This window comes from Afifella pfennigii DSM 17143 (assembly GCF_000688515.1).
Lineage (GTDB): Bacteria > Pseudomonadota > Alphaproteobacteria > Rhizobiales > Afifellaceae > Afifella > Afifella pfennigii.
The window spans coordinates 177,373-193,348 of record NZ_JHZK01000002.1; the positions used below are offsets into that span (position 1 = coordinate 177,373).

A 15,976-nucleotide genomic window follows, 5' to 3' on the forward strand; every position below is an offset into this window, starting at 1 on the left:
ACCGATATGGCGGCCAGAAGGCGCCCGGCAACTTACAGATTAGTCAGACGTCGTTCTTGCCAAGGCCATCCGGATCGAAACGGTACTCTTTGCCGCAGAACTCGCAGCGCACGGCGATGGCGCCGCTTTCGGCGGCTTCGGTCAGTTCTTCCGCGGGAAGCTGCTCCAGCACCGCGGCGATGCGCTGGCGCGAGCAGGTGCAGCGGTCTTCGAGCGGCGTTGCGTCAAAAACCCGCACGCCGCGCTCGTGAAAAAGGCGCAGAAGCAGCCGTTCGGCCGGGACGGAGGGATCGATGAGCTCCACGTCCTCCACCGTATCGACGAGGGCGGCGGCCTCCACCCAGGCATCGTCCTCCTCCGCCTCGTGCGGCGGCTCGGCGTCCTCGGGCGCATCGCCCGGAGGCAGGTCGCGCACGGTGATACGGTCGGGCGAGTCTGGCAGGAACTGCGCGATCAGCCCGCCGGCGCGCCAGGCTTGGCGCGCCTCGCCCGCCTCGCCGCGATCGAGGATCTCCGCAACGGCGAGGCGCACGCGCGTCGGGATCTGCTCCGACTGGCGGAAATAGGCATGCGCGGCCGCTTCCAGGCTCTCGTGCTGCAGCTTCACATAGCCCTGATAGCGGTGGCCGCTGCGGCCCTGCTCGATGGTCATGGCGAGCGTGCCGCTGCCCAGGAGGTCGGCACTGGAGGCGCGTCCCGCCTCGCTGACCCCCTCCACCCGCTCGCGGTTGCAGGTGGCGGTCGCCCGTATCTGCCCGGGCGTGCGGATATCGACAACGAGGAGCGAGACCGGCCCGTCGGTTTCCGCCTGCAGGATGAAGCGGCCGGTGTCCTTCAGGGAGGTGGCCAGCAGCGAGGCGAGCGCCACCGCTTCGCCGAGCAGGACCTTCACCGGTCGCGGCAGGTCGTGCCGGGCGAGGATGGCATCGAGCGCCGGGCCGAGGGTGACGACGCGGCCGCGCACATCGAGCGGATCGACCTGAAAGGGCAGGGCCCGGTCGTCCGCGCCGGCAATGAAATCGCTTTGGTCCTGAACGCTCACATCGGCTCCGAAAGACACCACGCAAGGATCGCCTTTTGCGCGTGCAGACGGTTTTCCGCTTCGTCGAAAACCACCGATTGCGGGCCGTCGATCACGCTGGCTGTCACCTCCTCGCCGCGATGGGCGGGAAGGCAATGCATGAATATGGCGTCTTTCTTGGCGCATTCCATCATGCGCTCGTTCACCTGATAGGGCTTGAGGAGATTGTGGCGCCTTGCGCCCTCGTCGTCTCCCATCGACACCCAGGTGTCGGTGACGAGGCAATCGGCCTCGCGCGCCGCTTCTTCCGGGTCGGCGAGAAAGCGGACCATGGCGCCCTTCTCGTGCGCCCAGACGCGAATGCCGTCCTCCGGCATCAATTCCGGCGGGCCGGCGATGTCGAGCGCGAAGCCGAAGCGCTCGGCCGCGTGCACCCAGGAATTCATGACGTTGTTGGCATCACCGAGCCAGGCGAACTTCCTGCCCTTCAGCGGCCCACGATGCTCTTCGAAGGTCATCAGATCGGCCATCAGCTGGCAGGGATGCGAGCGCCGCGTCAGGCCGTTGATGACAGGCACGGTGGCATGCTCGGCGAGCGCCGCCACCATGTCGTGATCGAGCGTGCGGATCATGATGACGTCGACATAGCGCGACAGCACCTTGGCGGTGTCGGAAATGCTTTCGCCGCGGCCCAGCTGCATCTCCTTGCCGGTCAATAGGATGGCATCGCCGCCGAGCTGGCGCATGGCGACGTCGAAGGAGATGCGCGTGCGCGTGGAGGGCTGCTCGAAGATCATCGCCAGCACCCGCCCGTCGAGCGGCCGCGGCAGCGGCGCGCCGCTCTTCTTCTCCGCTTTCAGGCGCTTGCCGTCTTCCAGGATCGCATGCAACGCCGCGGAGGGAATCTCCGACAGGTCAAGGAAATGACGCGGTCCCATGGCGGTCATCCTCTCACGCCGCCGCCGAGCTGCCGGCGGCCGCGGCAAGCGCGGCTTCCATGCGCGCGAGCGCCTCGTCCATCTCCGCTTCGGAGATGATCAGCGCCGGCAGGACGCGCACCACGTCATCGCCGGCCGCCACGGTGAGGACGCCGTGTTGGCGCAGAAGCTCCACCATCGGCCCCGGGGCCCCGGCGCATTTCAGCCCCAGCATCAGCCCCTCGCCGCGCACGCCCAGGATCTGGTCGGGATAGGTGTCGGTGAGCGAGGCGAGCTTTTGCTTGAAGAGGAGGCCCTTGCGGCGCACCTCCGGCAGGAAGTCGGGCGCCAGCACGAGGTCCAGGACGGCGTTGCCGACGGCCATGGCGAGCGGGTTGCCGCCATAGGTGGAGCCATGCGTGCCGACCACCATGGCTTCCGAAGCCGCCTCCGTGGCAAGGCAGGCGCCGAGCGGAAAGCCGCCGCCAATGGCCTTGGCGACGGCCATCAGGTCGGGCGTGACGCCGGCCCATTCATGCGCGAAGAGCCGGCCGGTCCGGCCCATACCGCACTGGATCTCGTCGAGCATCATCAAGAGGCCGCGCTCGTCGCACAATGCGCGGATGAAGCGCAGGAAATCGTGCGGCACCGGTCGCACGCCGCCCTCGCCCTGGATGGGCTCTATCAGGATCGCCGCCGTCTCCGGCCCGATGGCCGCCGCAAGCGCCTCGCGGTCGCCGAGCGGCACCTGGTCGAAGCCCTCCACCTTGGGACCGAAGCCTTGCAGGTACTTCTCCTGTCCGCCGGCGGCGATGGTCGCCAGGGTGCGCCCGTGGAAGGCCCCCTCGAAGGTGACGATGCGGTGCTTTTCCGGCGCGCCCTTGGCGTAGTGGTAGCGACGCGCCGTCTTGATGGCGCATTCCATCGCCTCGGCGCCGGAATTGGTGAAGAAGACGGCCTCGGCAAAGCTCGCCTCGCACAACCGGCGGCCGAGCTCGCGCTGGCCGGGGATCTCGAAGATGTTGGAGACGTGCCAGAGCTTCTCCGCCTGCCGCTTCAGCGCCTCGACGAGATGCGGATGGGCATGGCCGAAGGCGTTGACGGCGATGCCGCCCATCAGGTCGAGATATCGCTCGCCGGCGGCCGTCTCCAGCCAGACGCCTTCGCCACGCGTAAAGGCGAGCTCGGCCCGGGCATAGGTGGCGTAAAGAGGCGATGAGGCTTGGTCTGCGGCCGTCATGGCATCATCCGATCGGGATGTTAGAAAAACGAAAAGCCGCCTTTCGGGGCGGCTCAGTCCCTCTACCATGAGGCCGCGCGGGGGCGCAATGCGGCCTCCGGCCGGACGAAAGAGCCGAGGTTGTGACTTTCTTGACTCACTTTTGCCGCTAAGCGGGGGAAAATCGCGGAAATGACGTTCCGACTCTTGTCGGGGAGTCAGCCGATCATGTAGCTTAAGAAACCGTTAAGCACGAGATGTCGTGCGGCGGACGATGTTCTCCCACTAGTTATTGCGTCAGCGCAGGCGCCCGGCGCCCTGTGACGGCAGAGGGATTCCGTCTCACACCGACCATGAGGGAGCCAAGACACCATGTCCTGGACCGATGAACGAGTCGATCTCCTCAAGAAGCTCTGGCAGGAGGGCCTCAGCGCCAGCCAGATCGCGGGAGAGCTTGGCGGCGTGACGCGCAATGCCGTGATCGGCAAGATTCACCGCCTCGGCCTTTCCGGCCGTGGCCAGCCGACCTCCATCATCAAGCGGGCGCGCCGGACACGTTCAGCGCCGGCGCCGCGCCAGAGGCGCACCGTGACCATCGGCGCCACGGCGCTGCAGGCGGAGGAGGAGGTCGAGATGGTTCCGGAACTGCGCCCGGCGCATTCCGTTGTTGTGCCCATCGCCAAGCGTCTTCCTATCGAGAAGCTCACCGAGCGCACCTGCAAATGGCCGATCGGCGATCCCTCCGACGAGGACTTCCACTTCTGCGGGTGCGATTCACTGGAAGGTCTGCCCTATTGCGAGTATCATGCGGGCGTAGCCTACCAGAGCACCGATGCGCGCCGGCGCGTGCGCAAAGTCGCCCACGGCTAGGCAGGATTACCAGTTTCCTCCCGAAAACTGGCGTAACAAACTGGCGGGGCCTCGGCCCCGCCTTGTTCTTTGTGCGGGCAAGAACCTCGGGCTAAGGAAACCTCGCTCCAAGCCGCGCGCCGCCGCAACGGCGTGCGCCTCGTCCCTCACGCATCCGCCGACAACCGCTCTGCCGCGTTCTGCGTCGCTGCGGGCGTTGCGCTCTCGCCGTTCTCGCCTGTCGTCGCGGCGGGCAGGCGCACGGTGAAGGTGGCGCCACGGCCCAGCGTGCTGGCGATCTCCAGGCGGCCGCGATGGCGCGTCAGGATGTGCTTGACGATGGCAAGCCCGAGGCCCGTGCCCTGCTTCTCCCGGCTGGAGACGACATCCACCCGGTAGAAGCGTTCCGTTAGTCGCGGCAGATGCTCCTGTGGGATGCCGGGGCCGAAATCGGTAACGCTCGCCGAAATCGTGGCGCCGTTGGCGACCCGGCCGAGATCGACTTCCAGCCGCTCGCCGGAATTGCCGTATTTGAGGCCGTTCTCGACAAGGTTCTGGAAGACCTGGTGGAGCTCGTCCTGGTCGCCGAGCACGATCAAGGGCTCGTCGCGGATGGCGAGCGAGATCGACACGCCCAGCTCACCGGCGAGCGGCTTCATGCCGTCGACCACGCGGCGCACCACCTGGCCGAGATCCACACGCTCGCCGGGCCGCTGATGCACGCGCATCTCCAGCCGCGACAGCGACAGGAGATCGTCGAGGAGCCGGCGCATGCGTTCCGCCTGTTCGTGCATGATGGAAAGGAAACGGCTCTGCGCCGCCGGATCGTCCCGGGCCGCGCCCTGCAAAGTGTCGATGATGGCTGACAGCGAGGCGAGCGGCGTGCGAAGCTCATGGCTGGCATTGGCGACGAAATCGGCGCGCATGCGGGCGACCGCGCGGCGCTCCGTCACGTCTTCGAAAAGGACGAGGATGAAAGGATCCTCCGCCGCCGCGTGATGCACCGGCCGCACCGACACGACGAAGACGAGCTCCGCGCCGCTGCGCTCGCGATACTCAAAGGTGCTGCTCTCGTCCGACACGGCAGCTTGCAGCGCCTCGCGGAGCCGCGGCGAGCGGATCGTCATCGACAGCGTGTCGCCGGCCCGGGCCTGCGAGAAGGTGCGCATCGCCGGCTCGTTGGCGAAGCGGATAACGCCTTGGATATCCAGGAGAAAGGTCGGAGACGGCAGCGATTGGGCGACTGCCTTCATGCCGGTGTCGGGCCATACGATCGGCGCCCGTCGCATCCCCGAAAGGTTCCGCCGCGTCCGTTCTGTCGGTCGCGTCATCGTCAGTGTCGCCGCGACCAGCGCGAAGGCCAGCAAGGAGAAGAGGGCGGGGACCTGGAAGAAGAAGCTGGCCGAAACGGCCGCCAGCGCAGTGACGATAAGCGGCAGGCGGGCCGCCGCGAGGCGCATCAGCGGCATCGGTGCGCTTTCGTCCCGTCTTTCTTCCGCTTTCGGTTCGTCGGTCACTTGCCTCGCTCTCGTCAATGGCCCGATAATTCTGTAAAACAAAGCATGTTTCAGTTGAGCGTCAGCGAATCGGTCCTGGCATGAATAGCATGGACACGCCGCTTTTCGATCTCGATACCCCGCGACTGCCCGCCTGGGTGCGCGAGGGCGCCCTCATATCCGATCATTATCCTTACGCCAGCAAGTTGAAACGTCGTGCCTATGAGGAGGAATTGCGACATCTGCAGCACGAATTGGTGAAGGTTCTGGCCTGGGTGCAGGCGAGCGGCGAGCGCATCGTCGTTGTTTTCGAGGGTCGCGACGCGGCGGGCAAGGGCGGTGCCATCAAGGCGATGCGCGAGAACCTCAATCCGCGTCACGCCCGCATCGTCGCCCTCGCCAAGCCGACCGAGCGCGAGCGCGGACAATGGTACTTTCAGCGCTATGTGGAGGAGTTGCCGAGCCGCGGCGAGATGGTCCTGTTCGACCGCTCCTGGTACAATCGCGGCGTGGTGGAGCCGGTGATGGGGTTTTGCAGCCGGACCGAAGCGCAATCCTTCTTGCGCGAGGCGCCCGACTTTGAGCGCATGCTGGTGCGCGACGGCGTGCATCTTTTCAAGTTCTGGCTCAATATCGGCCGTGAGATGCAGATGCTGCGCTTTCATCAGCGCCGCCACAATCCATTGAAATCCTGGAAAATCTCGGCCGTGGACCTTGCCGCCGTCGCTTCCTGGGACGAGTTCACCACGGCGCGCGACCGCATGCTGGAAGCCACCCACAGCTCGCACGCCCCTTGGCATGTCGTGCGCGCCAACGACAAGCGTCGGGCGCGTCTGAACCTCATACGCCAGGTGCTGCGGGAACTGCCCTATGACGGCAAGGAGCCGGATATGATCGGCTCGCTCGACGAGGCGATCTTGGGCGACGGGCCGGGTTTCCTGCGCCAGCGAGCCGGCATCGAGGCGGCGAACTGACGGGCCCGGCCGGCCGGGCGCTCAGGCGGCGCTGCGAAGGTTCTGCGAGACCTCGCCGCGGCGGCGCGCCAGCGCATCGCGATACACCGCTTCGATGTCCTGTGCCATGCCGGCGAGCGAGAAGCGCTCGCGCACGCTCTGTTGCCGGGCCTGCGCCTCCGATGCGAGCCGCGGCAGGTCGTCGAGCGCATCGTGCAAGGCATGCGCCAGCACCGCCGGGTTGCCCGCCTCGATGAGACGCGCCTCCTCGCCCAGAAAGATCTCCGGAATGCCGCCGATATTGGTCGAGATCATCGGCATCCCCGCCGCCGCCGCCTCCAGGACGACGTAAGGCAGCGATTCGTGCAGCGAGGGAACGACGATGCATCTGGCGCGCGCGAAAGCCTCCCGGGCGGGCATGGGGGGATGAAACGCCACGTTCTTCAGTTCCAGCTCTTCGGCCAGGCGGGGATACGTTTCCAGGGCCTCCGGCGCGCCGCCGCCGACGATCATGACGCTTGGACTGCGGCCGGCATCCTGCAACAGCCGAAGCGATTCCAGGAAGACATCGATGCCCTTGGCCGGTCGCAGCTCGCCGATCACCAGAAAATCCGCCTGCCGGTCGGAGCTTGCCAGCGGCTGGAATTCCTCCGGCCTCAGGCCGTTATGGATGACATAGGCCGGACAGCGCGGGATGCCGACCTTCTCGCGATAGGTGGCGGCCTCGAAAGCGGAGACGTGGATGAGCCCGTCGCTCACCAGCTCCAGCATCCGTTCAACGCCGAAATAGAGCCGTCCATTGGCCGAGCGCGGATCGAAATTCAGGCTGCCGGCATGCAAGGTGTAGAAGGTGGCGACCTGCCGCCCGGCCCGCCGCTCCGCCGCCGCCGACAGGCGGGCGAAAACGCCGCCTTTGGCGCCGTGCCCGTGGATGATGTCGGGCCCCAGCGAAGCCGCATGCGCGCGCACCCGCCGAAACGCTCCGACATCGTTGGGCCTTATCGGCCGGTTCATCGGCGTGCGCACCAGGCCGAGGGAGAGGATCTCCTCCACCTTGGCGAGCTTTTCAAGCTCGAACGGGCCACCGGTGAGGGAATCGCAGATGAAGCCGACCTCGTGTCCCGCTTCGGCCTGCATCTCGGCCAGATCGCAGACATGACGAAAGACACCGCCGACCGGGGCGCGGAAGACATGCAGGATTTTGAGCTTCTGCGCCGACATCCGGCTTCTCCATTTGATATGCATGCTGAGCATTCTGGCCGATCGGCGATAAGGCCGCGTTAATTCCGGGCCTTGGCCTCACGCGGCTGCACCGCTAGGAGCATCCCCATGTCCGAAATGGCCAAGCTTCGCGCAGACCGTGCCGATCGGGGCCGGCGCTTTGCCGAGCAGCTCGCCGCCTGGCGCGGCGCGGCCGGCAAGGGGCAAGGCCCGCTCATCATGGGCGTCATCAACACGACGCCCGATTCCTTCTCCGATGGCGGCCTTCATTTCGACGCTGCCGCCGCGATTGCGGCTGGGGCGAGGTTGCGGGAAGAAGGTGCTGCGCTGCTCGATATCGGCGGTGAATCGACCAGGCCCGGCGGCGCTCGCGTGCCGGCGGGGGAGGAGAAACGGCGCGTTCTGCCGGTGATCGAAGCGCTCGCCGGCGGCCCGGCCGTCCTTTCGCTCGACACGGTCAAGCCCGAAGTCGCCGTGGCGGCGCTTGAAGCCGGCGCGGAGGTGCTCAACGACGTGCGCGGCTTGCAGGGCGATCGGGAACTGGCCGAGATCGTGGCGAGCTACGGCGCCGGGCTCGTCGTCATGCACAATCCGGCCCTGTTCGGCGCGGCGAGCGGGACTGAGGGCGATCCCGTCCCCGCCTGCCTGCGTTTCTTCGAAAAATCGCTCCAGATCGCAGGGCGCGCCGGCGTGAAGGAGGACCGCATCGTGCTCGATCCGGGCTTCGGCTTCGGTAAGAACCTGGCGCAGAACCTCGCCCTTCTGGCACGGCTTGACGAGCTGCATGTCCTCGGCCTGCCGCTGCTTGTCGGGACTTCCCGAAAGACCTTCATCGGCCGCGTCACGGGGCGCGATGTCGGCGATCGCCTCTTCGGCACGCTCGCTACCGGCATCTGGGCGGCAGGAAAGGGCGCCGCGATCTTGCGCGTGCACGACGTTGCCGCCCATGCCGACGCGCTTGCCATGACGCAGGCCATTCGCGGTCAGGAAGGCCCGTGGCGCGAACCATGAGAGGCGTCAGGGCCGTCCTCGGCCTCGGCGGCAATCTCGGCGAGCCGGCCGAGGCCTTCCGCCAAGCCGCGGCGCTGCTGCAAGCGCGGGACGCGGTGAAGGTGCTGGCCTCCGCGCCGATCTATGCCAGCGCGCCCTGGGGCATGACCGATCAGCCGGATTTCCTCAACAGCGCGCTCCTCGTCGAAACGACGCTTTCGCCGCGCGGGCTTCTGGAGACGATCCTCGGCGTGGAGCGGCAACTCGGCCGCGTGCGCGAGACGCGCTGGGGTCCGCGCGCCATCGATATCGACATCCTCGTCTATGGCGAGACGGAGGTGGAGGAGGCGGGCCTTGCTATCCCGCATCCCTTTCTCGCCGAGCGTGCCTTCGCCCTGAAGCCGCTCTGCGATCTGTGGCCACAAGCGCCGGTGAGAGGGCGGCCCGCTCTGGCATGGCTGGCGGAGCTGGAGGCCGCGGAGCTGCGCCCGGTGGCGCCGGCCGGATGGCACCTGCCATAACACACGGTGTGCCTCTCTCGCGGCGCCGGTAGAGCGCCTGCAGAAGGCGGCCCTTCAGCTCAACGCTCGTTGTCGTCTTGGCCGGGCTTGCCCCGGCCATCCATGTCTCGACCGCCCATCTATCCGCCGTCGCCGCGAGGTCACATAACGCGGACCGGCTTCTGAGACGCCATTGGCCCGGCTTGGTATCCCCGCGCCACTTTGCTCTGAAGCGAAGATGGCCGCGCCATCTGCGCGGCCTCGCATTGCGAAAAATGCGGCGAGCTACATCCCAAGGCCGCCGATGCACACGTATTTGATCTCCAGATAATCGTCGATGCCGTATTTGGAGCCTTCGCGGCCGAGGCCGGATTCCTTGACGCCGCCGAAGGGCGCGACCTCGGTGGTGATGACGCCCTCGTTGACGCCGACGAGGCCGTATTGCAGGCCTTCGGAAACACGGAACGCGCGGCCGAGATCCTGAGTGAAGAAGTAGCAGGCAAGGCCGTATTCGGTATCGTTGGCGAGCCGGATCGCCTCTTCCTCGGTCTCGAACTTGTAGAGCGGCGAGACCGGGCCGAAGATCTCCTCCTTGGTGAAGCGCATCTCGTTGGAAGCTTCGGCGATGACGGTCGGCTGGAAGAAGCTGCCGCCCAGCTCGTGACGCTTGCCGCCGGCGACGACCTTGCCGCCCTTATCGACCGCGTCGGCGATCAACTCCTCCACCTTGGCGACGGCGTTCTCGTCGATGAGGGGCCCCTGCTGGGTGCCTTCCTCCAGGCCGGAGCCGACCTTCAGCTTCTTCGCCGCCTCGGCGAATTTCTCCACGAAGCGGTCGTAGATGCCGGCCTGCACGTAGAAGCGGTTGGTGCAGACGCAGGTCTGGCCGGAATTGCGGTACTTGGCGGCGATGCCGCCCGCCACGGCGCGGTCGATATCGGCATCGTCGAAGATGATGAAGGGCGCGTTGCCGCCAAGCTCCATGGAGACCTTCTTCACCGTATCGGCGGCCTGCTTGAGCAGCACCTTGCCCACTTCGGTGGAGCCGGTGAAGGTAACCTTCTTCACCGCCGGGCTTTCCATGATGGCGCCGCCGATCTCGCGCGCCGAGCCGGTGACGATGTTGACGACGCCGTCGGGAATGCCGACCTCCTGGCACAGCGCGCCCCAGGCAAGGCCCGAATAGGGGGTTTGCGTGGCCGGCTTGACGACGGCGGTGCAGCCGGCGGCGATGGCCGGGCCGATCTTGCGCGACAGCATGGAGGAGGGGAAGTTCCACGGCGTGATGGCGGCAATCACGCCGACCGGTTCCTTGGTCACCATGATGCGGCGGTCCGCCCAGGGCGAGGGAACGATATCGCCGTAGATGCGCCGGGCCTCTTCGGCGAACCACAAGACATAGGCCGCGCTCATGCCGACCTCGCCCTTGGCTTCCGCCAGCGGCTTGCCCTGCTCCATGGTCAGAAGCTCGGCGAGCGGATCCTGATTGTCCATGATGGCGTCATGCAGGTCGCGCAGAAGCTTGGCCCGCTCCGCGGCGGTCGTCGCCTTGAAGCTTTCGAAAGCGGCCGAAGCGGCGGCGATGGCGCGCTCCGTCTCCGCCCGGCCGGCATTGGGCACGGTGCCGATCGTCTCGCCGGTCGCCGGGTTGATGACATCGATGGTCTTGCCGGAATCGGCTCCGACCCATTCGCCGCCGATGAGGTTGGCTTCGCGCTTCCAGTAATGCGCTTTCTGCAGCATGTCCTACTCCCGTGTTCCTGCGGCGATCGCCTCAGCCTCGGCGATTAGCTCGTCGGCGAGATCGATGCCACCCTTTTCCGCCGCATGTCGAAGGGCTTGGCGGCGTCTTCCCGGCAGCCGCGCATCGCCGTCGGCGGCGATCGCCTCGGCGAGCTCGGCGAAGCGGGCGGTGGCGCCGGTGCCGAGCGCGGCCGGATCGATGGCGATGATGGTCTGGCCGACGCCGGGCGGGCTGCCTTCAGCATCGAAGAACGAGCTCGCCTGACCGGCATAGTTGGCGCCGGTGAGCCCCGCGGCAAGCATCTCCACCATCAGCGCCAGCGCCGTGCCCTTGGCCTCGCCGAGCGGTGCCATGGTGCCGGCAAGGCCCTCGGCGGGGTCGCTCGTCGGCCTTCCTTCACGGTCGAAGGCCCAGCCTTCCGGGATCGTCTCTCCCTTCTGCCTCGCCGCCATCACCTTGCCGCGCGCCACCTTGGAGAGCGACAAGTCGATGACCACCGGATCGGCGCCGGCGAGCGGGGCGGCAAAGCCGATCGGATTGGTGCCGAAGAGCGCTCGGCGGCCGCCCCAGGGCGCCATGGCGCCCGGCGTGTTGGCGAACATCAGCGCCACCAGCCCCTTTTCGGCGAAGGCTTCCACGGCAAGGCCGACGACGCCGCAATGCCCGGAGCGGCGGATGCCGGCGAGCGCCACGCCCTGACGGCGCGCCATCTCCGGCAATGTCTCAACGGCAAGGTCGAGCGCCGGATAGGCAAAGCCGTTCGCCGCGTCGATGGCGAGCGTGCCCGGCCGCGTCGTTTCTGCGCGCGGCACCGCGTGGCCATCGACCTTGCCGCTGCGCGCCTGCGCGGCGTAGGCGGAAAGGCGCCTGAGGCCGTGGCCGGCCTGGCCGGTCGCCTCCGCCCCCGTCAGCGCTCTGGCGACGGAAGCGGCGTTCGCCTCGCTGACGCGCGAGGCAAGGAGCGCGCGCCGGATGAGGTCGTCGATATCGGCAAGCGTCAGACGCCTCGTCATTTGCCGCCCTCCAGATGGCGGATCACGCTGTCTGCGGTCACGCCGGAGACGCGCTCGTTCGCCTCCACCGAGAGACCGGCGATATGCGGCGTCAAGATGACGTTGGAAAGGCCGGCGAAGCGGCCGCCCGCCTCGGCGGTCAAGGGCTCGGTTTCGAAGACGTCGAGGGCCGCGCCGCCGAGCCGGCCCTGGCGGAGCGCGTCCACGAGCGCCTCCTCGTCGACGACGCCGCCCCGCGCGGCGTTGATGACGACGGCGCCCGCCTTCATGCGGGCTATGGCGGCGCCGTCGATGAGATGCCGCGTCGTCTCCGTCAGCGGCAGGTGCAGGCTGACGACATCGGCTTCGGCAAGCAGCGTCTCCAGCTCCACCTTGCGGGCCTCAGCCCAGGCCCTGTCGCTCGCCGGCACATGCGGGTCGCTCGCCACCACCTCCATGCCGAGAGCGCGGGCGCGGCTCGCCGCGGCGCGGGCGATGCCGCCGAAGCCGATAAGGCCGATCACCTTGCCGCTCGCCTCTCGGCCCGCCATCAGCGCCTGCCTCGGCCAGTCTCCGGCGGTCACGCGGTCAGAGGCGAGATAGGCGCCGCGCAGGAGCATCAGCGCGGCGGTGACGACATATTCGGCGACTGAGAGGTCGTTGGCGCCCCTTGCCGGATAGACGGCGATGCCCCGACGCTCGCAAGCGGCCATGTCGATATTGTCGAGACCGACGCCGAGCCTGCCGACGCATTCCAGCCCGTCGGCGCCCGACAGGAGGTCTGCGCTCACCTGCGTCCGATTGCGCACGATAAGGGCGCGGGCCTCCGCTATCTCGTTCTTGAGGCGCGATGGCGCCTCCGCGAGGCCGGGATCGTAAAGCGTCGAAAAGCGGTCCTTGAGGCGTGCCACGGCGGGCTCGTCCATGAACTCGGATATGACGATGTCGGGCATGGGGTCTCGGAAGATGTCTCAGAAAAGGCGGCCTTCCGGCAAGGGCACGTAGAGCGCGTAGCGGAAGAGCGCGGTGAAGGCGATGACGATGAAAAGGCCGGCGAGCGGGAAGAGGAGCGCCCGGCGCAAGGTCCAGGCGTCGTGCATGGCGACCAGGATGAGGGCCATGAAGGCGCCGATCATCGCCGCGAGGAAGCCGATCCACGGCAGCGCCAGCGCGGCCGCCAGCATGACGAGGAGCAGCGCGACGCGGCGGATTGTCGAGCCGGGATGCGGCGCGGCGCGGTTGCGCAGGCCAAGGAGCGCGCGCACCACCGCCGTCAGGGACGCGAGGATGAGCACGATAGCGACGGCTTGCGGGAAGACCGCCGAATCCGGATCGCTGTAGCCGGCCGCGTCGACAAGGGCGAGGACGCCGATGCCGGCAAGGAGGAGACCGACGACGAGGGAGCCGGTATCGACCGGGCCGCGCTCGCTCGTCGGCGCCAGAACCATGCCGATGCCCGGCCCCTCGCGCCAGCGCGCGATGCGCGATTTAACCAGCGGCCAGAGCAGCGACAGCAGCGTGAAGGCGATGATGGCGAGCGAGATCGGCCGGCCGAAGAACATGCCGGGCAGATCGCCGACGGCCGTGCCGATGGTCCAGGCCTGCACGAAGCCCTGTTCGGCGATCGGTCCGAGGATGAGGCCGAGCACGATGGGCGAGACGGCGAAGCCGAAACGCGCCAGCGCCCAGCCGATCGCCCCCAGCACGATCATGATCACCACGTCGGAGCCGTTGTTGCGGATGGCGTAGGTGCCGATGACGGTCATGAAGGCGACGGCGGGAACCAGGATCGCCTTGGGGATGGTGACGATGGTCTTGTAGGCGTAGCGGCCGATGAGAAGGCCCGTCGGCAGCATCAGGAGCGTCGCCAGGAAGAGGCCCCAGACGAAGGTGTAGACGATGGAGCCCTGCGCCTCGAAGAGCTGCGGTCCGGTGCGCACGCCCTGGACCAGGAGCGCGCCGAGGATGACGGCATCGGGCGGCGTGCCCGGTATGCCGAGGACGAGGGTCGGGATGAAGCCGCCGCCGACGGTGGCGTTGTTGGCCGATTCGGTGGCGAGGATGCCACCGGGCTCGCCCTTGCCGTAGGCCTGATCGGGACGGGCGGTGCGCCGCGCCTCCGAATAGGCGACGAGACCGGCGACCGAACCGCCGGCGCCCGGCAAAATGCCGACGAGCGTGCCGACGACGGAGGAGCGCAGGAGGTTGAACTTGTTCCTCAACAGGGAGCCCCAGGCCTCGCCGAGACGGAAGCCGCGCGAGGTCGATTCCACCTTCAGATGGCGGTCGGGCGTCGCCACGAGATCGATGAGGACCGGGATGCAGTAGAGCCCGATGAGGGCGGCGACCACCTGGATGCCGCCGATCATCACCTGCGAGCCGAAGGTGAGACGGATATCGGCGGAGACTTCCGCGACGCCGATGGTGGAAAGGAGCAGGCCGAAGGCGCCGCCGGCGAGCCCCTTGACCAGGGAGCCCTCCGACAAGGCGGCGATGAGCGAAAGGCCGAAGATCGCCAGCCAGAAATATTCCACCGGGCCGAAGGCGAGCGCGACCCGCGACAGGGGCGGGGCGAGCGTCAACAGGAAAAGAGCGCCGACGAGGCCGCCGCAGACGGAGGCAAGGCACGCGATGGTGACGGCGAGGTCGCCATCGCCCCGGCGCGCCATCGGATAGCCGTCGAAGGTCGTGGCGATCGCCGAGGGCGTGCCCGGCGTGTTGAGGAGGATCGCCGAATAGGCGCCGCCATAGATGGCGCCGGTATAGATGGCGCCGAGAAGGATGAGCGCGGAGGCGGGGGCGAGGGTGAAGGTGAGCGGCACCAGGACGGCGACGGCCATCGTCGCCGTCAGCCCGGGGATGGAGCCGATCACCGTGCCCGCCGTCACCCCAAGCAGCGCGAAGGCGAGGTTGAGCGGCGTCAGCGCTTCCAGGAAGTGCTCAAAGCCCGTCATGAAACTGGCCGATCGATGAAAGGAGACGGACCGCCCGCAACAAGCGGGCGGCCGGAGCTCGGCTGGCGCCTTCCGCTGCCGGGCAAGACGCCAGCATGCCCGCTAGTTGAGGATGCCGGCTTCTTTGGCCGCGGACAGATACTGATCGCGGCGCTCGTCTATCCAGCCCTGCATGTCGCCATAGGGCACGTCGATGAGCGCGAAGCCCCCGTCGAGCATCTTCTTCTGGAAATCCGGGTCGGCGTTGATTTCGCCGATCATCTCAGACCAGGCCTGCCGGGTCTCCTCCGAGACGCCATCGGGAACGGCGATGCCGCGATAGGCGCCGCCGACCAGATCGAAGCCGAGCTCCTTGAAGGTCGGAACGTCGGGAAAGAGCGGGTGCCGCTCTTCCATGGCGACGGCCAGAAGCCGCACCTGGTCGCCCTGCTGCGAGCCGACCGTGGTGTAGCCCCATTCGGCCATGACCTGGTTGCCGAGCAGCGCCTGCACGGCCGCGCCGGTTCCCTTGAAGGGCACATAGGTGGTGGTGATCTCGGCGAGCTGGTCGAAATTCACCTGGGCCAGATGGTTGGCCGTGCCCTTGCCGGAGCCGGAGAGGGTGAGCTTGCCGGGGTTCTCCTTGGCATAGTCGATGAGATCCTGAAGCGTCTGGAAATCGCTGTCGGCGCGCACCACGATGGCGTCGGGCGTGTAGTGGAACCAGTAGACCGGCACCAGGCCGTCGGTGGTGTAGCCGACATCCTTCTGGGCGGGCTGGATGACGATATGCGGCAGGTTCACGCCCATGATCGTGTAGCCGTCATCGGCCATGGTATTGAGCTGCGACCAGCCGACCGCGCCGCCGCCGCCTTCCTTGTAGGAGATGACCAGATCCTGGCCGAACTTGTCCTTGAAGAAGGGCTGTTGCAGGCGCGCGGAGATATCGGATTCGCCGCCGGGGCCGAAGGGGATGATGTATTCGACCGGCTTTTCGGGAAAATCCTGCGCCAGCGCCGCGCCGCCGAGGCCGGTCAGGCCGAGGCCGAGAGCCATCGCCTTGATTACGGATCTCTTCATAGCTTCCTCCGTGTTGCTCGCTTGGGTTTTCGGCTTTCTACAGGCCCTTCTTCGTTGGGAC

14 protein-coding genes are annotated in these 15,976 nt (G+C 67.4%); 4 read left to right on the top strand and 10 right to left on the bottom strand.

Annotation, left to right across the window (positions count from 1 at the left end):
• Positions 1 to 43: 43 nt before the first annotated feature.
• Genes Q331_RS0102925 through Q331_RS0102935 form a run of 3 tightly spaced genes read right to left on the bottom strand, consistent with a single transcriptional unit; the run spans position 44 to position 3,178 of the window.
• Positions 44 to 1,042, bottom strand: coding sequence for an Hsp33 family molecular chaperone (locus Q331_RS0102925; protein WP_051630449.1), 999 nt, complete (start codon positions 1,040 to 1,042; stop codon positions 44 to 46).
• Positions 1,039 to 1,959, bottom strand: coding sequence for an ornithine carbamoyltransferase (argF, locus tag Q331_RS0102930; protein ID WP_034490763.1), 921 nt, complete (start codon positions 1,957 to 1,959; stop codon positions 1,039 to 1,041). The genes Q331_RS0102925 and argF overlap by 4 nt, the downstream gene beginning before the upstream one ends.
• A gap of 13 nt (positions 1,960 to 1,972) precedes the next feature.
• Positions 1,973 to 3,178 (bottom strand): aspartate aminotransferase family protein, encoded by a 1,206-nt coding sequence (locus tag Q331_RS0102935; RefSeq protein ID WP_026379446.1) that lies wholly within the window; start codon positions 3,176 to 3,178, stop codon positions 1,973 to 1,975.
• Positions 3,179 to 3,529: 351 nt separating this feature from the next.
• Between Q331_RS0102935 and Q331_RS0102940 the strand changes: the two genes are divergently transcribed.
• Positions 3,530 to 4,027 carry a GcrA family cell cycle regulator gene (locus Q331_RS0102940; protein WP_026379447.1) on the top strand — a complete coding sequence of 166 codons (498 nt, stop codon included), beginning with the start codon at positions 3,530 to 3,532 and terminating at the stop codon, positions 4,025 to 4,027.
• A 146-nt stretch (positions 4,028 to 4,173) separates the two neighbouring features.
• Here Q331_RS0102940 and Q331_RS19695 read toward each other — a convergent pair whose 3' ends face one another.
• The gene (locus tag Q331_RS19695; protein WP_156953247.1) at positions 4,174 to 5,523 is read right to left on the bottom strand and encodes an ATP-binding protein; all 1,350 of its coding nucleotides are present in this window, start codon (positions 5,521 to 5,523) and stop codon (positions 4,174 to 4,176) included.
• A gap of 80 nt (positions 5,524 to 5,603) precedes the next feature.
• Here Q331_RS19695 and ppk2 point away from each other — a divergent pair, with 80 nt between their 5' ends.
• Positions 5,604 to 6,476: a polyphosphate kinase 2 gene (ppk2, locus tag Q331_RS19700; RefSeq protein ID WP_084174676.1), complete on the top strand. Its 873-nt coding sequence runs from the start codon at positions 5,604 to 5,606 to the stop codon at positions 6,474 to 6,476.
• A gap of 21 nt (positions 6,477 to 6,497) precedes the next feature.
• On the opposite strand, the gene Q331_RS19705 is transcribed toward ppk2, so the two are convergent.
• Positions 6,498 to 7,676 (bottom strand): glycosyltransferase family 4 protein, encoded by a 1,179-nt coding sequence (locus tag Q331_RS19705; protein WP_034490871.1) that lies wholly within the window; start codon positions 7,674 to 7,676, stop codon positions 6,498 to 6,500.
• 108 nt (positions 7,677 to 7,784) lie between these two features.
• On the opposite strand from Q331_RS19705, the gene folP reads away from it, so the two are divergent.
• Together folP and folK are read left to right on the top strand one after the other, a co-directional pair.
• Entirely contained in the window at positions 7,785 to 8,687 is a 903-nt protein-coding gene (gene folP / locus Q331_RS0102960; protein ID WP_245615498.1) for a dihydropteroate synthase, read from the top strand.
• The gene (gene folK, locus Q331_RS19710) at positions 8,684 to 9,187 is read left to right on the top strand and encodes a 2-amino-4-hydroxy-6-hydroxymethyldihydropteridine diphosphokinase (protein WP_034490764.1); all 504 of its coding nucleotides are present in this window, start codon (positions 8,684 to 8,686) and stop codon (positions 9,185 to 9,187) included. Before folP ends, folK begins: the two co-directional genes overlap by 4 nt.
• A 264-nt stretch (positions 9,188 to 9,451) precedes the next feature.
• Here the strand turns inward: folK and Q331_RS0102970 are convergent, their stop codons facing one another.
• The 5 genes from Q331_RS0102970 to Q331_RS0102990 form a co-directional block, all read right to left on the bottom strand.
• Positions 9,452 to 10,909: an NAD-dependent succinate-semialdehyde dehydrogenase gene (locus Q331_RS0102970; protein WP_026379449.1), complete on the bottom strand. Its 1,458-nt coding sequence runs from the start codon at positions 10,907 to 10,909 to the stop codon at positions 9,452 to 9,454.
• 3 nt (positions 10,910 to 10,912) lie between these two features.
• Positions 10,913 to 11,923: an Ldh family oxidoreductase gene (locus Q331_RS0102975; protein WP_026379450.1), complete on the bottom strand. Its 1,011-nt coding sequence runs from the start codon at positions 11,921 to 11,923 to the stop codon at positions 10,913 to 10,915.
• Positions 11,920 to 12,855, bottom strand: coding sequence for a hydroxyacid dehydrogenase (locus Q331_RS0102980; protein ID WP_026379451.1), 936 nt, complete (start codon positions 12,853 to 12,855; stop codon positions 11,920 to 11,922). Before Q331_RS0102980 ends, Q331_RS0102975 begins: the two co-directional genes overlap by 4 nt.
• An 18-nt stretch (positions 12,856 to 12,873) precedes the next feature.
• Entirely contained in the window at positions 12,874 to 14,856 is a 1,983-nt protein-coding gene (locus tag Q331_RS0102985; RefSeq protein ID WP_026379452.1) for a tripartite tricarboxylate transporter permease, read from the bottom strand.
• A gap of 102 nt (positions 14,857 to 14,958) precedes the next feature.
• Positions 14,959 to 15,915 (bottom strand): tripartite tricarboxylate transporter substrate binding protein, encoded by a 957-nt coding sequence (locus tag Q331_RS0102990; RefSeq protein ID WP_026379453.1) that lies wholly within the window; start codon positions 15,913 to 15,915, stop codon positions 14,959 to 14,961.
• Positions 15,916 to 15,976: the final 61 nt, after the last annotated feature.